Genomic DNA, 20,555 nt, shown 5'->3' on the forward strand with positions numbered 1-20,555 from the left:
CAGCCCTGCCTGCCCAACATCAGGGAAAACAATGAAACTCATTATCAATGCAGATGACTTTGGTCTGAGCCCGGGGGTCAACCACGGTATCGTGGACGCTTTTAAGCTGGGCGTTGTTCGCTCCACCACCATGATGGTTGGCATGCCCGGTGAAGCTCATGGGGTTGAGCTGGCAAAGGCCAACCCACAACTGTCCGTCGGTATCCATTTACGCCTGACTGCAGGCAAACCCTTGTGCGACAACCTTGAAACACTGACCGATTCATCCGGACTGTTTCTCGACCAGCTCAGCTTCTACGACAGTGATAACCTGTGTCCCAAAGAAATAGAGCAGGAATTCCGCGCCCAGATTGAGCACTTCCTGAAACTGGGACTGACACCCACTCACCTGGATAGTCACCATCACTGCTACGGTCACCCAATCGCCCAGCCTGTGATCATCAAATTATCCAGAGAGTACGATCTTCCCCACCGGACCGTGGATGCTTCCCGGGTTACAGAAATAGTCACAGAAACAGCGAAATACACCTACCGTTTCACCGACCATTTTTATGGAGAAACAAGCCAGCAGATGTTGCTGGACATTGTAGATAAAGAACTGGCAGCCAGGGGGCATAATGCCATTCTTGAAGTGATGTGCCACCCCGCCTACATCGACCAGGGCCTGATGGAAGCCAGCTCCTACACCGAGGCAAGAGTCAGGGAGTTTGAAATTCTGACCTCAGCGGAACTTCAGCAGAACCTGGCCAGCAGGGAAGTTGAACTGACCGACTATAAAGAAATCAGTAAACTGATAAGCCTGTAGCCTCTTTCTTTTTTGATGCAATGTGACGCCCAGGCTGGGTCGAAAGCATAGGCTCTTCGTTCGCCCCAACCTGCGGCTGAAAAACAATCCCACCCGCATAAGCCGCTAACAGCCGGTTTCGACAGAGCAAGTAAACAAAAATAATTGTTCACTTATTCAGAATGAGATTGCCGAGTCGCACATATAGTCTATGCTTCCAGAGTTTTACCTCTTAACTTGCAGCGTTAGTCCATCCTCTGATTGAGGTTCTGCCGCTGTAATCCAGCAGAATCTTCCTGGAGTTATTCCTCATGGTTAAAACCGTGTTCGGCACATTCCAGAAAATTGGTCGAGCACTGATGCTACCCGTAGCCGTACTGCCTGTAGCAGGCATACTGCTGGGCGTAGGCAGTGCCGGTTTCTCATTCATTCCAGACCTGATGTCCAGCGTCATGGCCCAGGCAGGCGGAATGGTTTTTGGTAATTTGCCCATTATCTTTGCCATTGGTACAGCCATTGGACTATCAGAAAATGACGGTGTCGCCTCGGTGGCTGCCGTCGTTGGCTACGTTGTCATGCTTGGCACCATGGGCGTCATGGCTCTGCAGCTGGGCGTTGAACCCAGTGTGATCATGGGGGTAGACTCCATCGACACGGGTGTATTTGGTGGTATTCTGGCTGGCATGCTGGCCTCGGTCATGTTCAACCGATATTACAAAATCCAGCTGCCAGAATACCTGGGGTTCTTTGCCGGAAAACGGTTTGTCCCGATCATCACGGCGTTGTGCGCTATTGTTCTTGGGGTTCTATTGAGTTTCATCTGGCCTCCGATCCAGGAAGGCATTGATGCGTTCTCACAATGGTCTGTTACCGAGAACCCGGTCATGGCGGGCTTTATTTACGGTGTCGTTGAGCGGGGTCTGATTCCCTTCGGGCTGCACCATATCTGGAATGTCCCCTTCCAGATGGAAATGGGGCAATACATCGACAGTGCTGGCAATGTCTATACCGGGGATATTGCCCGCTTCTTCGCCGGCGACCCCACGGCAGGCTTCCTTGCCGGTGGCTACCTGTTCAAGATGTTTGGTCTGCCTGCTGCCGCCATTGCCATGTGGCACTGTGCCAAACCAAAGAACCGCAATGCTGTTGGCGGCATTATGATTTCTGCCGCACTGACTTCATTGCTGACAGGCATTACAGAACCGATTGAATTCTCCTTCCTGTTTGTTGCGCCGATTCTGTATGGTATTCATGCCCTTCTGGCAGGTCTGGCTTTTGCCATCACCAACTATCTGGATGTGAAAATGGCTATGTCATTCTCCCACGGGATGATTGACTATGTCCTTTATTACACCATTGCCACCAGGCCCGCCTGGATTATAGGGCTTGGACTGGTTTATGCGGCGGTTTACTACAGCGTGTTCCGGATTGCTATTCTGGCACTGGATCTCAAGACCCCCGGACGGGAAGAGGAGACCCGAAAAGGTAAAGTTGAGGTCACTCCGGAACTGGCCAGAAACCTGGTCGAAGCGTTTGGAGGCAAAAGCAATATTAAAAACCTGGATGCCTGTATTACACGATTAAGGATCACGGTAAACAATCCGGATGATGTGGATCAGAACCGTATTAAAGCACTTGGCGCCACCGCTGTTGTGGTAGTAGGCAAAAACATGCAGGCGATTTTCGGCCCCCAGTCAGACAACATACGAACTGAAATGCAGGAAGCCATCAAGTCGATGTAGCTCTTTTATCAACTGTCTTCTGACCAGCACTCAGCACTGCACCGGGTGCTGGTCAACAACCGGGATCTTAAGCAGTCCCCCGACTCATTGCCCGAACCCGTTCAGACGACACTTCGCCATTATGAAGAACGCCACTATAAGCATGCAGGCTGACCTTCCCACTGGACCGCACTAACTGCCCCATTAACTCAGGGCTATTATCCGGCGATAATCCACCCCCAACCACAATTTCAATACATTGGCCTGCCTGAGCAATAAGCCTGTTCAGCAATGGCACTCCCTGCATTGCGGCTTCACCAGAGCCCCAGCGTGTACCGCTTGTTAATACCCGGTCAACACCGAGCTGCATCAATGTATCCAGAGATTTTTCAGGATCGAGGGTTGCATCAAAAGCTCGATGAAACGTGGTCGTCAGTTTCAGACTTCTGGCGGTATCCAGCAGTCGCAGCAAGAGTCCTTCATCAATCGCATTGTCTCTGGCTCTCAACCCTCCAAGGACAACACCGTCAGCACAAGCCCGGGCCGCCATTTCAATCTGTCGTACCATGACATCACTCTCTTCCAGGCTGTAATAAAAATTCCCGGCACGGGGACGAACCATTACCATCAACCCTTCTGGCCTGAATGCCTTTCTGGCAGCTCTTATATGTTCAATAGCCGGTGTCAGGCCATCCTGATCCATCGCTGCACAAAGCTCAATGCGTCTGGCACCGCCCAGCTCTGCCGCTGCAGCTGCCCTGTTGACATAGTCCACGCTCGCGCTGTTAATACAAACTTCTATTTCCAGTTCTCCCAACATGACATGAACTCCAAAATATTGGTTATACCCATTTCGCCTTGTGACTATTTCGCCTTGTGACTATTTATCCTTATAACTATGATCATGAGCAAGTCATTTTGAACCACCGCACGATAATACCCTGAAGGGTATAAAGGAGGAATTACGAGTAACAACGAACGACTTGTGCCGGTGGGTATTACTGTTAAGTGGGTAATGACAAAGGAGGCAGCGACAGAGAGGTACTCATTTTTTCAGAGAAGGGCTACAGAGTTAACTGCGCCGGTAGCCAAGTCATATTCAATAATACCCCCCTTTTCAAGCTCACCGCCTACATTTTCGTGCCAGTTTACGTAACGGAACTTGTCGTAAGAGATCGACAGACATTCAGACGGTATTGAACTGTCCACTACGCTAAAGTTGTAATAGACTATGCGGGCTTTCACTAACTGCACTTGCAAATAAATATGCCCCCCTTTTCCGTCACGATCCGGTTTGGTCGCAATAAAAGTAATAACATCACCTTCGTTGCCGGGAACATACATTCGCGACAAAAGATACTCTGAAGCACCATCCAGCTCCCTGGTAATAGAAACTTCACTCATTAACGTCATGCCTGAGTCGCGGTTCATACCATTTCCAATATCCATGGAGACCGAGCGGGCCGCTTCCCAATAGAAGGAATCGATGGAACACCAGCTTGGAGCGGCACCTCTGCCGGGTTTCTCCCCAGTGACTGTGATGGTTGCTCCGGGAAAGTCAATGCCTTCGATACTCATAAACATATTGGCCATAACAATGATCTCCGGAGACAGCCTGTCAGCTTACAGATTACGTTGCCATGTCGTTGAAGAATTTTGCAACGAACCTCACAGATCATTTCAAAACAGGTTGTATCGCTGATGAATTCTGAAATATTACCTATGTTCACTGCCAAGACTGTCATTCACACAATTTTTGTGAAATGTAGTTTAGCAGTCTTAAATCCGATTAGAGCCTTAGAGGTCACCTGAAAGGTCACCTGTGAATTTGAAGAGTATTTTGTCCTGAATCATCCAGCAGAATGACAAGCCGACAGAGAAGTGTTAGTAAGGTTTGCCAATCATACGTTTTGCACTGTCAATCAATACCTGATTCAAATCCTGAATCTGCTGGTGCAACTCCATAACCCCCCTTCTTGCTTTCATACGAATTTTTTTGGCCGGTTTCCCGGTTATTAGAACCGGTGCGTCGATTTCGTAATCAATATACTCATGATCCGGATACTCTCTATCTGACTCGTTATCCGACTCTCTATTCGAAGAGCCTGAACCCGTTCGATCAGAAGACTGACCAGCCTGTTCTTTCTCATAGTCTGTAAATTTAGGAACAGGCACCATTTTACCAACCCCTTTCATAGCCCGGCGTATCAATACATCACCCAGCTCGGCGTCCACTTCCCTTAACTGACGAATAGCAATATGTTTCTCTGCCTGAGTTTTCTCAGCATCTTCTGCCCGGAGCCTGTCCTTTCCTTTTGCTTTGCGTTCTTTATTTTCCAGCTCAGCCAGATGCGCACGCAGCTGATCCTGATAATCGAGCAGGTCACCGAGACTCATCGTTCTAACCGATTTTTTTGTATAGAGTGGAATTTGTCGTTTTGAGTCGGGGGAAGGCACGGACTCTTCATCTGCTGCGCGAGTCAAATCAATACCTGAAGCAGCCAGCTTCCGAACCAGCTGGTCGATTTCAGCCTGTCTGGCTTCAATGGTCATTTTTTCTGGCTGAGAGCTTTCCTGTACAGGCGCAGAAAGAGGAACAGGAAAAGCAGCCCGTGCAGGCGCAATCAATATATACAGAGTAATAAAAAGTGAAATCGATAATCCTTTCATATAGGGTCTCCAGTCCGCTGGAAAAGTCAGAACTGCATGCAAGGATAGTTCAGGAACTACCATTCATCACTGACAAAGTGGTCAGGAATACTAACCCCACAAACAATCAGCCCCCATCGTATTATCAATGCCATCTCCCATACCCTGAAAACAAATTGCCAGTAGCTGCACTGCCTAATGATTTCCCAATTCAGTTTATACATCCACGAATGTAAAAGTGGCGCAAAAAGACCTTTTTTCTCCTCTACAGCATGGATAAGATTCAAACCAATCCTTTGTGTTGTGGGTTAATAAATACTGGCAGGACGCTGCGATAAAAGGGGAAAGCAGGCTGTACTCCATTTACAGTGTTACTGGATTCATCACTGCCAGCCTGACAAACCCTGTTACAAGGTCAAAATGCAATTAATATGTGGCATATTTGCCACTTTTTTTTGCCTGATTGTTTTCGCATAAATTCTAACTTTATTTTTAACTTTCTAATTAGCCAATATGAAAAAAATTGTCATTAAATCTACCACATGTGCTTTTTTAGGCCTGCTCTTATCGGGCTGCGTTGGCAGTAATGCTGTTACCGGGAAAGTAACTGAATTCAATATAAAGACAGTTGATAACCGCTATGCCCGTGCGGGTGTTAACTTTCTGCTGGCTCCGGTTTATGGCATTTCAACTGCAGCTGATTATGTTGTGTTTAATGCCCTGGAGTTCTGGACAGGGAAAAACCCGATTAACGGATCTCCACATATTTTTGACACAGAGACTGAATCGTTTATTGAGGTCAACGATAAAATTGACCCAAATTTAAGAGATGCTCCAATAAAAACATCCTCCAGCCATAATGTTATTCGCTCCAGCCAAATAACAGAAATAGATGAAAATTCATTCGAAATGACCTTTAACTATGAATCGGGAGAAACTACAACACTTAAAGGAGTAAAAAGCAATGACATGGTCAGCTTTTACATGAACGAAGAGCTTGTTTCAATAACGACTATAGAAAGGCTGGAAGATTTTATTGGTAAACAGGCGTAAGTGGCTCTATTAATGAATATGCCCACATCAAATAAATTTTCACTCCTGGTGACTGCTGCTGCCATTCTTTGTGGACTGACTGTTCATTTGCAGGCCTCACCCGATACTACTCATATAAGCAGTGCTGAAGTAAAGACAGGGCTTGATCACGCTACTGACAACCCGGTCAAGTTGGAACCAATCGCAGCCTGCCTCAAGAATCCTGATGGAGAGTGGCTGCCCGGACATAATGAGTGTGAGTTTATGTCAGAACAAACCTGTCAGGAACTCAATGGTGAAATGGACGAGTGCGCTTCAGCCTGCCGCCACCACCCTGAATCAGAAATGTGCATCAGCCTGTGTGTACCAGTCTGCAAGTTCGGTGAATAATCTTACCCTCCTACGTTGACGCCAGGCTATGACGGTACTGTGGTGCCGTCATGCCACTCCATGAGCGGAATGCCCGGTTAAAATTTGATAAGTCCGTGTAACCACAGAGATGTCCGACTTCAAGAACGGGCAGATCTGTTGATGTCAGTAATAACTTCGCTTTTTCGCACCGGGCTATTCCCCGTAATCGCGACAGACTCGTACCCTGTTCCCTCAAACGACGCTGCAGGGTTCTGGAAGACATGCCAATCATCTGTGAAAACCAGAATACTGAAAACCTTGGAAGTGTTGCATAGGTTGTAATCAGTGCTTTAACCTTCGTCAGCCAGTCAAATCTTTCCAGATGATTCTGCATGGGTTCGTAGTCTTCTGCAAAAGGTAAAGGAATACCGCCAAATGGCTGACCGAAGATGATATCAGTGTGCTTTAGAGCCTCTGGACAGCTAAGTGCCAGATATTGCGGCATACTCATCCACAAAGTTTCTGGCTGCCAGTTTGCCCCAAGATAATGACGACACAAGGTAAGCAGCCCTAATGTTCTATACCACTCAATTTGATTAAAGCCGGGCATTGTGGAGGGAAAGGCACTGCGGTGGCAAAGCAGCCACTGGTTTTGATATTTTTCTGTCCAGATGTGCAGGTGGCTGCTAAATGCTGACTGGCTTATCTCAACATAGATATCGACAGCTTTCTCAAGGCAGTAAACGTCTTTCAGAGCTTTATCCAGTTGGGGAAAATGTGACAGCGTAAGGCTTTCACCAACATTAATGCCAACAGGTTCCGTAGTGCTTAAAAACAGCTTTGCCAAAAAAGCCAGAGTATTCCGGGTAGGTAACCAGTGTCCACTGTCCAGTGAGTGTTCAGGAATATGGTACTGTCTGGCAATTTCTCTCCAATGGATACCTTTGTCATCAAAATAAGTCAGAAAAGGCTGTAGATTATCATAGGTGCAGATAAACAGGGTGTCATTATCGGGAAGGGCAATCATAATCAAAAAAATGCAGTGAGGATATATTGATCATTGTACTCCTGAAGCTGGAAATAAATCTGACCTGAAAAGTAATTGGCGTAAACTGACCTGTTTAGGCTTATTCTTAAGGGGTAGATTCATTGCTCAGTATCCGCAATGAAAACAGGCCCCTTCATGAAGTTTGACCTTCCATCACTTACCTTATCCACTGTTGCCGCTGCACTGTTACTAGCCCTTTCATCCTCTATGGTGAGGGCCAACCCTGTAGAAAAAGCTCTGGAAGTAACCGGCGCTAAAGTCAATCAGCCGGTCAGTTCAGCTAAGCAGCCTTTCTCTAATGAGTTCGTTAGTGAGGCAAGAGATAACCTGAACAACTTTCACTGGCAGATGGGAGGAGACCATAGCCTTTATTACAACCTGCGGATGTCCGAATTCCTGCCCACGGCTATTGCGTCTCCGAATGATGAGTACCAGGCTTTGAGTCGAGATATTAACCCGAAGCTGGGAGAACTCAGGCAGATGACCAGTCTGGGAGAACTGACCCTTGATGAGTACATGGTTCATCCACAATTCCGTACACAGGGATTAATCCTGATACATAAAGGGAAGGTCGTCTATGAAAGTTACCCTGGCATGAAATCAACAGATCGCCATATCTGGGCATCATCTGCCAAAACCACCGTTGGCCTGATTGTGGCGATGCTGGCTGAAGAGAACAAAGTAGACCACAGCAAATCCATCACCCATTATGTACCCCAACTCAAAAAAACGGTATGGGATGATGTGACGGTACTGGATGCCCTGAACCATACGACGGGGCTTGATAATGAAGAAACGCTGGAATCGATTCTTGATCCGGATTCAGCCGTAGTCAGATTCTTCGGAGCAGGCTTTGGATCACCGAGGGAGGCTACCGGCGAAGTCGAAAGCTGGCTGGATGTTGCGAAGGACCAGAATAAGATAAACGGAGAATCAGCCGGTAAACGATTCCGCTATGCGTCATTAAATACGACAGTATTGACCCTCATGATTGAAAACATTGAAGGTAAACCATGGGTCGATGTGTTTGAGGAGCGGGTCTGGTCAAAAATGATGGCCCGACAACCTGCGCTTTTCAATCTTACACCCGACGGTACCGCCCTGCCGGTAGGGCTGATGTCATCAACGCTGGAAGACATGGCCCGATTTGGACTGCTGTTTACCCCCAGCTGGGAAACCTCAGCTGTTGAACCTGTCGTCAGTAATGAGATGTTGAATCGCATTTATAACAGTGGGAATCAGGCTTCCTACAAAGGAAGCAGTAAGTATGAAAGTGCGCCTTCCATGTTTAATGATCAGGCAAAGTATCAGTCTTACCAGTTTGATTTTGTCTTTTCCGACGGAGCCATAGCAAAAAGCGGTAACTTGGGACAAATGTTGTATATTGATCCAGTCAAAGACTTTGTGGGTGTTGTATTCTCGACTAATCCCTACCATTCTGGATTTGGCGAGTTCAAAGCTGCGGCCTATATGAGAGCAGCATCCCAGATGCTGAGTACTCCCTGAGATCATCCAACGAATGATCGCATATTCGTCAGCATACTCATCTGACAAACCTGAGAAGAATAGCTCCCGGAATACATCCGGGAGCTATAGGCGTAAATAAAGCAAATATTACTTCATTTTAACAACCAGCAGGTCGTCAGCGCCTTCAGATACGGAGCCGGAAGACTTTTCCAGAGACTCAACGTCGTCCATGTTGGAGATAACTACTGGAGTGATAACGCTCTTGGCGTTCGCTTTCAGGAAATCCAGGTCTACTTCGATGATAGTGTCGCCCGCCTTAACGGTCTGACCTTCAGAAGCGATACGCTTGAAACCTTCGCCTTTCAGTTCAACAGTGTCGATACCGAAGTGTACGAACAGCTCAACACCGGATGGAGTCGCCATGCTGAACGCATGGTTGGTTTCGAAGATTTTGCCAATTTCACCGTCGCAAGGAGCAACCATTTTGTTGCCAGTCGGGTTGATTGCGATACCGTCGCCAACTACTTTCTCAGAAAATACCGCGTCTGGCACTTCTTCGATAGCTACGATCTCACCCGTCAGAGGTGACTTGATCACAGTGCCTTCATCGCCACCGAGACCCATGCTTTTCTTGATTGAATCAAACAGACCCATACTACTTATCCCACATAATAAGATGGATTGGATTTTAGACGGTTAATGACCGTTTCTGTAAATTAATGGCTGGAACCGGCACGACAGCTTTAAGCCCGACAGGTTCCTATATAGCTGCATCTATATGCACCATTAACAAAAAACGCCCCGCCAGAGCGGGGCATTTCTTTAATAACTCTCTATTTATCAGACAGTCACAATATCTGCAACCCTCAGTAGCGCATCATCAATGGCATTATGCTTGCTGATGGCTTCCTCCAGAGGCGTTGTCACGATTTTCTGGTCACGAACACCGACCATTACGCCGCTGAGACCTTCACGCAGTTTCTCAACAGCTGCAACACCCAGACGACTAGCCAGTACACGGTCTGAACAGGTTGGCTTACCACCACGCTGAATGTGACCCAGAACAGTGACCTTCACTTCGTACTCCGGGAAGCTTTCTTCGACTGCGCGACCCAGCTCAACCACACCGCCAATCTTTTCACCTTCAGACACAACAACAATGCTGGAGGTTTTACCGGCACGACCGCTGTTTTCCAGAGAATCCATCAGCTTTTCTACAGAGTGGTCTTCTTCCGGAATCAGGATCTCTTCAGCGCCTGCTGCAATACCACTGTTCAGGGCGATAAAACCAGCATCACGTCCCATGACTTCGATCAGGAACAGACGGTTATGAGAGGTTGCAGTGTCACGAATTTTGTCGATGGCTTCTACCGCTGTATTCAGGGCAGTGTCATAACCGATGGTAAAGTCAGTACCAAAGATATCGTTGTCGATAGTACCCGGCACACCAATGCAAGGCAGGCCATGTTCTTTTTCAATCAGCATGGCACCGGTGAAGGAGCCATCACCACCAATAACAACCAGTCCGTCAAGACCAGCAGCTTTGGCATTTTCAAACGCTTTGGCACGACCTTCAGGGGTACGGAACTCTGCACAACGGGCAGATTTCAGGAAAGTACCACCCTGGTTAATAATGTTGGCAACGGAGCGGGCATTAACCTCTTCCAGGTTATTTTCAATCAGACCCTTATAGCCTTCATGAATCGCTACCGGCTGAACGCCGTAGTAAATGCAGCTGCGTACAACGGAACGAATGGCAGCATTCATACCCGGAGCGTCGCCACCCGAAGTTAGAACGCCAATTTTTTTCATCTCTGCCATGGTTCTGTTCGTCTCCCTAGTCTTGAAACTTGTCTGAAACTTGCGTTAAAACTCGCGCCAGAACTCGCTCAAAAAAGCCTCTTCCGGAATAGGTGTGAAGATGACTCACAGCGCTTTCAGTGCGACAGACTTATTTAACAGTAATGATCTGCATGGTATTGGTGCCTCCTTCAACCTCTTCACTCTCACCTTTGGTCAGAATGATACGGTCGCCTGGCTCCAGCAAACCACGCTCTTTCAATTCTTTAATAGCACGGTCACTGACTTCAGAACCGTACCTGGTGCCACTGTCAAAAGCGACAGCCTCGACCCCTCGATACAGAGCGACACGGCGCTCGGTCGTTTTGTAACGGGTCAGCGCAATAATAGGCAGCTCGGTGTTAATGCGAGACACCCATAAAGGTGTTGCTCCGGATTTGGTCAGGCAGACAATGGCCTTGACCCCCAAGTTGTTCGCTGCATAGGTGGCTGCAAGCGCGATGGCTTCGTCAGTTTCTTCAAAACTGCCAACAGCTTCACGATCAACATGGGCAATCAGTTCCGGGTTTTTCTCAGCACCGACACAAATGCGTGCCATTGCCCTGACCACCTCATGAGGGCGTTTTCCCGTTGCTGTTTCACCGGACAGCATCACTGCGTCAGTGCCGTCCAGCACAGCATTGGCCACATCAAACACTTCCGCACGGGTCGGCTGAGTGTTGTGAATCATAGACTCCATCATCTGGGTCGCAGTAATCACCGGACGGTTCAGACGGCGCGCTTCATTGATCATATTCTTCTGAACACCAATCAACTCAGCATCGCCGATCTCTACGCCCAGATCTCCCCGGGCCACCATCACGGCATCGGATGCGCGTATAACCGCTTCGAGCAATTCCGGATCAGATACCACTTCGGCCCTTTCGATCTTGGACAGAATGGAAGCACTGCCACCGGCCTGATTCATCAGTGTGCGCGCCAGTTCAATATCTTCAGGATTGCGGACAAAGGATACCGCCAGGTAATCGACGCCAATATCGGCTGCCAGCCTGATATCATCCTTGTCCTTATCGGTCAGCGCATCTGCCGACAAGCCACCACCGGCCAGGTTAATACCTTTGTTGTTCGACAGCTCACCACCATCCAGAGTGGTAGTCACGATACGGGAGCCATCAATGTTTACGACCTGCAGGCTTAAACGACCATCGTCGAGCAACAGGACATCGCCCACCTTGCAGTCATTTGGCAAGTCTTTGTAGGCAAGCCCAACCTGAGTCTCATCCCCTGCATCAACAGGCAGCTCTGCATCCAGAACAAATTCAGCCCCGTCGGGCAAATGGATTTTACCGTTCTGGAAGCGCCCTATACGTATTTTTGGTCCCTGAAGATCACCCAGTATGGCGATACTGCGTCCAAGGCGGGTAGAAATGGTACGAACCTGCTCCGCACGGGTTCGGTGGTCTTCTGCATCACCGTGTGAAAAATTCAGGCGGACAACATTGACACCGGCCTCAATCAGCTTTGTTAACTGCTCATCGGTCTGAGTAGCAGGACCGAGTGTAGCGACTATCTTCGTGCGTCTGAGCTGCGTGCGTCTGAGCATGTTATCCTCTCAAGTTTGACCTGTATGTGGGTCACCTGTGTGGCAGTTTGTACCGGGACAGCTAACTCTCAACTCACGATCACTTCATGATTTATTCATGGTGACCACATGATGAATACACGATACGTCAAACAACAGAAAAAAGAAGGCAGTCTCCCTGGACAGTATAGCCCTTGACCTAACGAGCACCGTCTTCTTTTTACTACTGCTTTTACGACAAAAACACAGGCCCACAAAGAGCCTGTGTTTTTAGTCAAACATCACTTAGGCGTTCATGAAAGCCTTAGCGGTGTCCAGCATACGGTTGGAGAAGCCCCACTCGTTGTCGTACCAGGACATTACCTTAACCAGGTTGCCTTGTACGCGAGTCTGGGTCGCATCGAAGCTGGAGGAGAACGGGCTGTGGTTGAAGTCCATGGAAACCAGAGGCTCGTAGTTCACGTGCAGAACCTTGCTCATAGCTTCGGAAGACTTGGCAGCAGCAGCAACGATTTCGTTAACTTCTTCAACAGTGGTTTCGCGGCCAGCAACGAAGCTCAGGTCAACCAGAGATACGTTGATAGTAGGTACGCGAACAGCCATGCCGTCGAACTTGCCTTTCAGTTCTGGAACTACCAGACCAACAGCAGCAGCAGCACCAGTAGCGGTTGGGATCATGTTCTGTGCAGCAGCACGGGCACGATACAGGTCGCTGTGGTATACGTCGCTCAGACGCTGGTCATTGGTGTACGCGTGGATAGTGGTCATCAGACCTTTGTCGATACCCAGAGCGTCGTTCAGAGGCTTGGCGATTGGAGCCAGGCAGTTGGTGGTGCAAGACGCGTTAGAGATAACGGTCATGTCGGAAGTCAGAGTCTCGTGGTTAACACCGTAAACGATAGTAGCGTCTACGTTAGAACCAGGAGCAGAGATGATTACCTTCTTGGCACCAGCGTCCAGGTGAGGCTTACAAGCATCCTTGGAGCGGAATACGCCAGTACATTCGAATACTACGTCCACACCCAGGTCAGCCCAAGGCAGGTTAGAAGGATCACGCTCGGAGAAAGTTTTGATTTCGTCGCCGTTTACGAACAGCGCGTTCTCACCTTCTTCAACCTGAGCGTTGAAACGACCGTGTACAGTATCGTACTTGGTCAGGTGTGCATTAATTTTTGCATCGCCCAGGTCGTTGATAGCAACGATCTGGTATTCATCACGGCGACCTGCTTCATACAGTGCGCGCAGAACATTACGGCCGATACGGCCATAGCCGTTGATAGCGATTTTGATCATGACGTCTCCAATACCCTTAGTCACAGCGGACAAGCCGCTATAGCCTTTAGTAAATAGGATTTTTTGTGCGAATACAGCCTAGTGAAAATACCTACAAAACTCTATGAACACCTTGAAACACAAGGGTTTACAGATCTTGTCAGGCTCGCAAAACAAATATTCACACATCAGGACAGCGCCCGGCAGGCCGTTCACAGGATGGACAACAAACACCCAAACCCACTCCGATCATTACAGCAAAATGCACTACAAGATACAGATGTGAACACGCTATACCACCCAACTCAAAAAACTGATCCTGATCAATAAAATCAACTATTGATAAACTCCTGGGCCTGTATCGCAAACATACTCAAAAGACATCACCCTCCGGTACACTTTTGTCAGGCTTTTCGTCATCAACAGCTGTCTGCCGAAAGAGCTGTCTATCGAAAGAGCTGTCTATCGAAAGAGCATTGTTCCCAAACGACAAAAGCCGAGCTTCCCTGCAAAGCATCAGCGATAAGACAACATCATGTCGCTACCTGACACTTCCCAGTTTGCTCAGCTTATTCCAGAGGCCTGCCGGACTTAAAACGACCCAACAGGCTCCTGATAATTTCTTATTGCTTCGCCAGCAGACTGAAATATAGCCACCAATAGCAGCTATACCTAACTTTTGATGAATTTCAACGATAAATCAGTCTTTGAAAAAGCCATCAAACATCTGCAGGCAGATCCAGGAAATCCCGGACCGCAAAAGTTTTTACTTCAGGGTAGTGATGAACTCAGCCAGGTGAGATACAGCACCTTCAGCGCCTTCACCTTCACCGATAATGGTCACAGTAGAACCCTGAGTCAGGCCCAGAGTCTGCAGCTTGAACAGACTCTTGGCGCTGGCCTGCTTACCGCCTGCTTCCAGTTTAATGTCGCATTCGAAGCCTTTGGCTTCTTTTACGAACTGAGCAGCTGGACGAGTGTGCAGGCCATTTTCAGCAGTAATAACTACGTCTTTTTTAAACATTGTATTTCTCTCAATAACGTGGAGATCTTGCGAGCGATGAAGAAGCTGAATTCCAGAAGGATAAGCCAGCCTCTTCGGATGCTCAAATTAAAACCAGTGGGGTTGCACAACGGCAACCCCTTACAATTCTATTGGAATAAAAAGCGAAACGAATTGATATAGCGGTTTATCGCTATTGCTATTCTCCACGCCAATTACCCAAAACAAGCGCTAAGCCATCTCCAGCTTGATTTCACCGGCAATAATTTCAGCCTGTGGACCAAGGATTACCTGAAGATTATTGGAACCCAGCTTTACAACTCCCTTCGCCCCCATGGCTTTAAGGCCTGACTCATCAATCCTGTCACGATCTGCCAGAGTCAGTCGCAAGCGGGTAATGCAGGCAGAAACAGACTCAAGGTTATCTTTACCACCCAGCAGTGCAATGTAGTGTTTCGCCCGGTCGGAGTCCGAAACCACCCTGACCGGTTTCTGCTCAACCTCATCGTCATCACGACCCGGAGTTTTCAGATTGAACACCTTGATCGCAAAATAGAAGGTGCAGAAGTAAACCACAGCAAAGGCCAGGCCAATAATGACCAGGGTTACGGGCTTGGTGGCCAGTCCCCAGTTAAGTACCATATCAAAGGCACCCGCTGAAAAACCAAAGCCATGCAGTACTCCAAACAGATTGGTCACGACCAGTGACAATCCTGTCAGCACAGCATGAACGGCATACAGCCCTGGCGCCAGAAAGACAAACAGGAATTCCAGAGGCTCAGTGACGCCCGTAAGGAACGCGGTCAGTCCAACCGAAAAAAGCAATCCGCCCACTTTTGCGCGATTCTTCCCGGGAGCAGCAAGATACATCGCCAGGGCAGCTGCTGGCAAGCCAAACATCATAACCGGATAAAAACCAGCCATGAAGACACCGGCGGTAGGATCGCCAGCAAAGAAGCGTGGCAGGTCACCATTAACGATTTCACCTGCAGCATTGGTAAATTCGCCAAGACCAAACCAGAAAATAGAGTTAACCACATGATGCAGGCCAACAGGAATCAGGCCCCTGTTGAGTACTCCATAAACGAATTGCCCAACGGACCCGGATTCAGCAACACCGCTGGCAAAGGCATTGATACCTGACTGGATAGCAGGCCAGACAAACCCCGCAACAACAGAGGCAGCCAGGGCGATCAGCCCGGTCATAATCGGGACCAGTCGTTTACCACCGAAAAAGGCAAGATACTGAGGTAACTGGACACGATGGAATTTATTATAACTGTGACCAGCAATGATACCGGCAATAATACCCCCGAAAAACGACATGTCGATATCGGCATTAATCGTTTTGGCAGCAGCGGTTAGAACAAAGTAACCGACTGCCCCCGCCAGAACAGCTGACCCGGCATCATCTTCCGCAAGACCCGCTGCAATACCCATGGCAAACAACAGCGGCAGGTGGCTGAAAATGGCATTACCCGCCTCTGCCACAAACGCAATATCCAGCAGATCCGGCTGCCCGACACGCAACAATATGGCAGCAACAGGCAAGGTTGCAATTGGCAACATAAGTGCCTTCCCCAAACGCTGCAAATACCCTAGCACATCCACGACTTCACCTCTGCACTTCATTATTTTTACTGTCTGATCTCGTACAAAAAATGACAGAATCAGTTTTCACCCGAGAATGTAACCGGTTACACCGCCTTATTTCAAGTAATTACACGTATTTAAGTCAAACCATTAACCGGTAAGTTGATCTACAGCAAAATATTCCTTTTCAGTTATGAATTAACTATCCACATTTAATTTTGCACATTTTTTAACTAATTAATGGTTAACTCATCACTCATGATCCAGCGCCTGCTTATAACAACACTACTAACCTGTCTGGCCACTTCTGTAACAGCCAGCGCCGCGCCATCAAACCGCCCCACAGGGACAGTTAACGTACTCCACTGGTGGACCTCCCCCAGTGAAGCCGCCGCCATGGACATTTTGAAAGATCACTATGCAAAGTCCAGATTTACCTGGACTGATCAAGCTATTGTCGGCGGTGGCGGCGGCAGGGCCATGACTGTACTGAAGTCTCAAGTTATTTCAGGCAACCCCCCACATGCAGCCCAGATCAGTGGCCAGGGTATCCAGGACTGGGCCAGCCTGGGTCTTCTGGCACATATTGACGGCACAGTAAATCGCAATCAATGGACCTCTGTACTACCAGAATTTGTTTCAGAGACCATCCAGTTTCAGGGGCGTTACTACGGTGTACCCGTTGGCATTCACCGGAGCAACTGGCTATGGATCAACCCAAAAGCTTTTGAAACAACCGGGCTTGCGATTCCTTCCAGCTGGGATGACCTGATTGCCATTGCTCCCCGCCTGCGCCGTGCGGGCTTTATTCCACTGACTCATGGCGGAGAAGCCTGGCAACAGGCTGCGATTTTCGAGTCTGTCGTACTCTCGGAAGGAGGCGCCGATTTTTACCGGCAGGCTCTGGTAGATCACGACCATAAAGCCCTGACCAGCCCCACCATGATCAAGGTGTTTCGAAAACTGAAACAGATTGCCTCACTGACCCCTGACAACCGGACCAGAATGTCATGGGACAGAGCAACACAGGAAATCATTAACAATCAGGCTGCCGTGATGCTGATGGGGGACTGGGCGCTTGGGGAATTCAAAATGAATGGTCAGGTCGAAGGAGAGGATTTTTACTGCCAGCCCGCCTTCGGAACCGACAAAAAATTCATCTACAACATCGACAGCTTTGTTATGTTTAATCTCAGACGCTTCAGGGACCGTCAGGCACAGCACGGGTTGACCCACCAATTGATGGACAAAGAGACACAAATCGCATTCAACGAGAAAAAAGGCTCAATCCCTGTGCGAATGGACGCAGCAGAATATCTTCAGGGCTGCCAGCAGCAAAGTCTGGAAGACCTTCAGGCCAGCATCAAAGCCAACACTCTGGTACCCAGCATCATTCATGGAATGGCAACCAGGGAGTCTCTGCAGATACCCGCCATTAACTTTGTCAGTAGTTACATGTCCGACCCGGTCGTAACACCGGAACAGGCAGTAAAATCGCTATCTGCCGCACTGCTCTCGCCATCAAACTCGCTATCAAACTCGCTATAAAAATAGTCACCATTTATTGACGCAAAATTGACATAAGACAATGCATTCCCGATCACACTTTTGCACGAAAGAGTTCGTTACATTTCGTTTACCTCCCTTACCCAAGAGGTACGATCGTTTTGTTAATCTCCGCCCACGATAACAAACCAACACAGGTTCACAGCGGACAACAGCCTGTGTGACGTTGCCCAGACTCAATCATCACGAGGTTTCACACCATGTTGCAAAACGCCTTTGGAGTGCTGCAGAAGATCGGCCGTGCGCTGATGCTGCCTGTAGCCATTTTGCCAGTTGCCGGTATCCTGCTGGGTATCGGTGCTGCTGATTTTAGCTTCCTGCCTTCCCTGCTGAGCCAGGTGATGGAACAGGCCGGTGGTGCCGTATTTGGCAACCTGCCACTGCTGTTCGCTATCGGTACCGTACTGGGCCTGACTGACAACGACGGTGTTTCCACTCTGGCTGCAATCGTTGGCTACGTGGTTATGCTGGCCACCATGGGTCTGGTTGCAGGCCTGATGGGTGTTGAAACCAAGTCCATCATGGGCATCACCTCCATCGATACCGGCGTATTCGGCGGCATCCTGTCTGGTGCTCTGGCGGCGGTTATGTTCAACCGTTTCTTCAAGATCCAGCTGCCAGAATATCTGGGCTTCTTCGCTGGTAAGCGTTTCGTACCTATCGTTACCGCTTTCGGTGCCATCATTCTGGGTACCATCCTGGCGTTCGTATGGCCTCCAATCGGTGCGGTGATCGACTCCTTCGGTAACTACGCTGTTGAAGGCAACCCGGTAACCATGGGCTTCGTATACGGCTTCATCGAACGTATGCTGATTCCTTTCGGTATCCACCACGTATGGAACGTTCCTTTCCAGATGGAAATGGGTCAGTTTGTTAACGAAGCGGGTCAGGTATTCACTGGTGACATTCCTCGCTTCTTCGCTGGTGACCCGACTGCAGGCTTCCTGGCTGGCGGCTTCCTGTTCAAGATGTTCGGTCTGCCTGCTGCTGCTATCGCTATGTGGCACTCTGCCAAGACCAAGCACCAGAAGCGTGTTGGCGGCATCATGGTATCCGCAGCCCTGACCTCCATGCTGACCGGTATCACTGAGCCAATCGAATTCTCCTTCATGTTCCTGGCTCCGGCTCTGTACGTTGTACACGCCCTGCTGGCAGGTTTCGCTTTCGTGATTACCAACTTCCTGGAAATCAAGATGGGCGCTTCCTTCTCCCACGGCCTGATCGACTTCGCCCTGTTCTCCAGCATCGGCACCAAGTCCTTCTGGCTGATTCCTCTGGGTGCGGTATACGCTGCGGTTTACTACGGCGTATTCCGTGCGGTAATCACCAAGTTCAACCTGAAGACTCCTGGTCGTGAAGACGAAGAAAGTGGTTCTCAGGTAGAAGTAGGCCCTGAGCTGGCTGGCAAGCTGATCACCGCTTTCGGTGGCAACGCTAACATCAAGTCCATCGACGCTTGTATCACCCGTCTGCGTGTCGCAGTGGTTGACGTAAACAAGGTTGACCAGGCTGCCATCAAGGCACTGGGTGCTCGCGGTGTTATGGTGGTTGGTAACAACATGCAGGCTATCTTCGGTACACAGTCTGAGAACATCAAGACTGCCATGAACGAAGTGAACAAGTCTGGCGGCATGACTCCAGCAACAGCTTAATTAATCCTTAAACCGATTAAGTTAGCTTCAAAACGGAGGCTTCTCATAAGAGAAGCCTCCGTTTTTTTATACGCTGGAAATGCTTCATCATGGGGTGACAAAAACAAGGATGCCAGCGAGCCAGCACTATGGTAAAATATTTTACTAAAATAATTTACCACCAGGAGCAGTAATGATGAGTAGCGAGATTACCTTTCAGGACTTCCAGAAACTGGATATGTGCATTGGCCGTGTCATGGAAGTACAGCGCGTTGAAAACGCCGAAAAACTCTACAAGGTTCAGGTAGACATCGGTCGCGAGCGCCTGTACCAGACCGTAACCAGCCTGGTCGATTATTACGCCGCAGAAGAACTCATGAACAAAGAAGTGGTGGTACTCACCAACCTGAAACCCGCTAAAATGCGCGGTGAACTGTCGGAAATTATGTTGCTGTGTGCAGAAACAGAAGACAGCAGTATCTGCAAACTGCTTAAGGCCGAAGAAACAATGAAGCCCGGAACACCTGTCTGTTAAAGCTGTCCGGGTTTAACAACGAGCCTGCTCTCCCGGACAGGCTTCTGCATCAGTTATTAATCTCTTCCCTGACCACCCTTGCAGGATTTCCAACCACCACACAATGGGCTGGGACATCTTTCGTTACCACACTCCCTCCACCAACAACAGCCCCGTCGTGAATCGTGACACCAGGAAGAACCAGAACATTTGCCCCAATCCAGACATCATTTCCAATGGTTACCGGTTTGGCGAACTCTTCACCAGAGTTGCGGGTTTTGGTATCCAACGGATGCCCTGCTGTACACAGGGTAACGTTTGGCCCGATCATCACATTGTCGCCTATCACTTCAAACAGGGTTGTGAATGAAAAGGCCAGTAGCAGGAAAATAGCCAGCACAATGATGATCTGAAAGAGTGAAGGCTGAGAGGAACATTTTGGCATACAGAGCCTCCGGGGCGTTAGATAGTACGTCCGTATCCCTCGAACTGTGGTGAACACATAAAACCGAAGCCAGACCTGCCAAGATGTGACGGGCAGC

The 20,555-nt window shown here is 48.9% G+C and carries 19 protein-coding genes; 8 read left to right on the forward strand and 11 right to left on the reverse strand.

The features are described from left to right. Nucleotides 1-31 precede the first annotated feature (31 nt). Both chbG and ptsG (V5J35_RS05595) read left to right on the forward strand, forming a co-directional pair. On the forward strand, nt 32-805 hold the full coding sequence (gene chbG, locus V5J35_RS05590) for a chitin disaccharide deacetylase (protein WP_354010315.1): 774 nt from the start codon (nt 32-34) through the stop codon (nt 803-805). Nucleotides 806-1,095: 290 nt separating this feature from the next. Continuing rightward, nucleotides 1,096-2,526, forward strand: a complete 1,431-nt coding sequence (gene ptsG / locus V5J35_RS05595) for a PTS glucose transporter subunit IIBC (RefSeq protein ID WP_354010316.1) — start codon at nt 1,096-1,098, stop codon at nt 2,524-2,526. Nucleotides 2,527-2,593: 67 nt separating this feature from the next. Here ptsG (V5J35_RS05595) and V5J35_RS05600 read toward each other — a convergent pair whose 3' ends face one another. From V5J35_RS05600 to V5J35_RS05610, 3 genes are all read right to left on the reverse strand, one after another. Beyond that, on the reverse strand, nt 2,594-3,325 hold the full coding sequence (locus tag V5J35_RS05600; RefSeq protein ID WP_354010317.1) for a copper homeostasis protein CutC: 732 nt from the start codon (nt 3,323-3,325) through the stop codon (nt 2,594-2,596). A gap of 233 nt (nt 3,326-3,558) precedes the next feature. Continuing rightward, nucleotides 3,559-4,098, reverse strand: coding sequence for a type VI secretion system tube protein Hcp (locus V5J35_RS05605; protein WP_354010318.1), 540 nt, complete (start codon nt 4,096-4,098; stop codon nt 3,559-3,561). Between the two features lie 291 nt (nt 4,099-4,389). Next, entirely contained in the window at nt 4,390-5,175 is a 786-nt protein-coding gene (locus V5J35_RS05610; RefSeq protein ID WP_354010319.1) for a hypothetical protein, read from the reverse strand. A 492-nt stretch (nt 5,176-5,667) separates the two neighbouring features. On the opposite strand from V5J35_RS05610, the gene V5J35_RS05615 reads away from it, so the two are divergent. Next, complete coding sequence (locus V5J35_RS05615) at nt 5,668-6,207, forward strand: DUF3332 family protein (RefSeq protein WP_354010320.1); 540 nt, start codon at nt 5,668-5,670, stop codon at nt 6,205-6,207. Between the two features lie 12 nt (nt 6,208-6,219). Next, complete coding sequence (locus tag V5J35_RS05620; protein WP_354010321.1) at nt 6,220-6,576, forward strand: hypothetical protein; 357 nt, start codon at nt 6,220-6,222, stop codon at nt 6,574-6,576. A gap of 10 nt (nt 6,577-6,586) precedes the next feature. On the opposite strand, the gene V5J35_RS05625 is transcribed toward V5J35_RS05620, so the two are convergent. Beyond that, complete coding sequence (locus V5J35_RS05625) at nt 6,587-7,564, reverse strand: helix-turn-helix transcriptional regulator (protein ID WP_354010322.1); 978 nt, start codon at nt 7,562-7,564, stop codon at nt 6,587-6,589. A gap of 156 nt (nt 7,565-7,720) precedes the next feature. Between V5J35_RS05625 and V5J35_RS05630 the strand changes: the two genes are divergently transcribed. Then, the gene (locus V5J35_RS05630) at nt 7,721-9,091 is read left to right on the forward strand and encodes a serine hydrolase domain-containing protein (protein ID WP_354010323.1); all 1,371 of its coding nucleotides are present in this window, start codon (nt 7,721-7,723) and stop codon (nt 9,089-9,091) included. Between the two features lie 108 nt (nt 9,092-9,199). Here V5J35_RS05630 and crr read toward each other — a convergent pair whose 3' ends face one another. From crr to nagE, 6 genes are all read right to left on the reverse strand, one after another. Then, entirely contained in the window at nt 9,200-9,706 is a 507-nt protein-coding gene (gene crr, locus V5J35_RS05635) for a PTS glucose transporter subunit IIA (RefSeq protein ID WP_354010324.1), read from the reverse strand. A 186-nt stretch (nt 9,707-9,892) separates the two neighbouring features. Continuing rightward, the gene (pfkA, locus tag V5J35_RS05640) at nt 9,893-10,873 is read right to left on the reverse strand and encodes a 6-phosphofructokinase (protein ID WP_354010325.1); all 981 of its coding nucleotides are present in this window, start codon (nt 10,871-10,873) and stop codon (nt 9,893-9,895) included. Nucleotides 10,874-11,003: 130 nt separating this feature from the next. Next, nucleotides 11,004-12,455 (reverse strand): pyruvate kinase, encoded by a 1,452-nt coding sequence (gene pyk, locus V5J35_RS05645; protein ID WP_354010326.1) that lies wholly within the window; start codon nt 12,453-12,455, stop codon nt 11,004-11,006. Nucleotides 12,456-12,719: 264 nt separating this feature from the next. Continuing rightward, the gene (gene gap / locus V5J35_RS05650; RefSeq protein ID WP_354010327.1) at nt 12,720-13,727 is read right to left on the reverse strand and encodes a type I glyceraldehyde-3-phosphate dehydrogenase; all 1,008 of its coding nucleotides are present in this window, start codon (nt 13,725-13,727) and stop codon (nt 12,720-12,722) included. A 745-nt stretch (nt 13,728-14,472) separates the two neighbouring features. Beyond that, a complete protein-coding gene (locus tag V5J35_RS05655; RefSeq protein ID WP_354010328.1) occupies nt 14,473-14,730 on the reverse strand; it encodes an HPr family phosphocarrier protein in 258 nt (85 codons plus the stop codon). A gap of 210 nt (nt 14,731-14,940) precedes the next feature. Continuing rightward, nucleotides 14,941-16,278 (reverse strand): N-acetylglucosamine-specific PTS transporter subunit IIBC, encoded by a 1,338-nt coding sequence (gene nagE, locus V5J35_RS05660; RefSeq protein ID WP_419095777.1) that lies wholly within the window; start codon nt 16,276-16,278, stop codon nt 14,941-14,943. A gap of 282 nt (nt 16,279-16,560) precedes the next feature. Here nagE and V5J35_RS05665 point away from each other — a divergent pair, with 282 nt between their 5' ends. The 3 genes from V5J35_RS05665 (at nt 16,561) to V5J35_RS05675 (ending at nt 20,034) form a co-directional block, all read left to right on the forward strand. Further along, nucleotides 16,561-17,850, forward strand: a complete 1,290-nt coding sequence (locus V5J35_RS05665; RefSeq protein WP_354010330.1) for an ABC transporter substrate-binding protein — start codon at nt 16,561-16,563, stop codon at nt 17,848-17,850. Nucleotides 17,851-18,068: 218 nt separating this feature from the next. Next, complete coding sequence (gene ptsG / locus V5J35_RS05670) at nt 18,069-19,520, forward strand: PTS glucose transporter subunit IIBC (protein WP_354010331.1); 1,452 nt, start codon at nt 18,069-18,071, stop codon at nt 19,518-19,520. A 172-nt stretch (nt 19,521-19,692) separates the two neighbouring features. After that, complete coding sequence (locus tag V5J35_RS05675) at nt 19,693-20,034, forward strand: tRNA-binding protein (RefSeq protein WP_354010332.1); 342 nt, start codon at nt 19,693-19,695, stop codon at nt 20,032-20,034. Between the two features lie 49 nt (nt 20,035-20,083). Here V5J35_RS05675 and V5J35_RS05680 read toward each other — a convergent pair whose 3' ends face one another. Further along, a complete protein-coding gene (locus V5J35_RS05680) occupies nt 20,084-20,458 on the reverse strand; it encodes a DapH/DapD/GlmU-related protein (RefSeq protein WP_354010333.1) in 375 nt (124 codons plus the stop codon). Nucleotides 20,459-20,555 lie beyond the last annotated feature (97 nt).

Origin of the sequence: Endozoicomonas sp. NE40, from assembly GCF_040549045.1 — a bacterium.
In the GTDB taxonomy this organism is placed as follows: Bacteria; Pseudomonadota; Gammaproteobacteria; order Pseudomonadales; family Endozoicomonadaceae; genus Endozoicomonas_A; species Endozoicomonas_A lisbonensis.

Bases quoted from the DNA above. Each gene is read 5' to 3' on its own strand.
- V5J35_RS05605 (WP_354010318.1), bottom strand. From the start codon at position 4,098: ATGGCCAATATGTTTATGAGTATCGAAGGCATTGACTTTCCCGGAGCA.
- ptsG (WP_354010316.1), top strand. From the start codon at position 1,096: ATGGTTAAAACCGTGTTCGGCACATTCCAGAAAATTGGTCGAGCACTG.
- chbG (WP_354010315.1), top strand. From the start codon at position 32: ATGAAACTCATTATCAATGCAGATGACTTTGGTCTGAGCCCGGGGGTC.
- crr (WP_354010324.1), bottom strand. From the start codon at position 9,706: ATGGGTCTGTTTGATTCAATCAAGAAAAGCATGGGTCTCGGTGGCGAT.
- V5J35_RS05620 (WP_354010321.1), top strand. From the start codon at position 6,220: ATGAATATGCCCACATCAAATAAATTTTCACTCCTGGTGACTGCTGCT.
- V5J35_RS05625 (WP_354010322.1), bottom strand. From the start codon at position 7,564: ATGATTGCCCTTCCCGATAATGACACCCTGTTTATCTGCACCTATGAT.
- pfkA (WP_354010325.1), bottom strand. From the start codon at position 10,873: ATGGCAGAGATGAAAAAAATTGGCGTTCTAACTTCGGGTGGCGACGCT.
- ptsG (WP_354010331.1), top strand. From the start codon at position 18,069: ATGTTGCAAAACGCCTTTGGAGTGCTGCAGAAGATCGGCCGTGCGCTG.
- V5J35_RS05675 (WP_354010332.1), top strand. From the start codon at position 19,693: ATGATGAGTAGCGAGATTACCTTTCAGGACTTCCAGAAACTGGATATG.
- V5J35_RS05610 (WP_354010319.1), bottom strand. From the start codon at position 5,175: ATGAAAGGATTATCGATTTCACTTTTTATTACTCTGTATATATTGATT.
- V5J35_RS05680 (WP_354010333.1), bottom strand. From the start codon at position 20,458: ATGCCAAAATGTTCCTCTCAGCCTTCACTCTTTCAGATCATCATTGTG.
- pyk (WP_354010326.1), bottom strand. From the start codon at position 12,455: ATGCTCAGACGCACGCAGCTCAGACGCACGAAGATAGTCGCTACACTC.
- V5J35_RS05615 (WP_354010320.1), top strand. From the start codon at position 5,668: ATGAAAAAAATTGTCATTAAATCTACCACATGTGCTTTTTTAGGCCTG.
- gap (WP_354010327.1), bottom strand. From the start codon at position 13,727: ATGATCAAAATCGCTATCAACGGCTATGGCCGTATCGGCCGTAATGTT.
- V5J35_RS05665 (WP_354010330.1), top strand. From the start codon at position 16,561: ATGATCCAGCGCCTGCTTATAACAACACTACTAACCTGTCTGGCCACT.
- V5J35_RS05655 (WP_354010328.1), bottom strand. From the start codon at position 14,730: ATGTTTAAAAAAGACGTAGTTATTACTGCTGAAAATGGCCTGCACACT.
- nagE (WP_419095777.1), bottom strand. From the start codon at position 16,278: ATGTTGCCAATTGCAACCTTGCCTGTTGCTGCCATATTGTTGCGTGTC.
- V5J35_RS05600 (WP_354010317.1), bottom strand. From the start codon at position 3,325: ATGTTGGGAGAACTGGAAATAGAAGTTTGTATTAACAGCGCGAGCGTG.
- V5J35_RS05630 (WP_354010323.1), top strand. From the start codon at position 7,721: ATGAAGTTTGACCTTCCATCACTTACCTTATCCACTGTTGCCGCTGCA.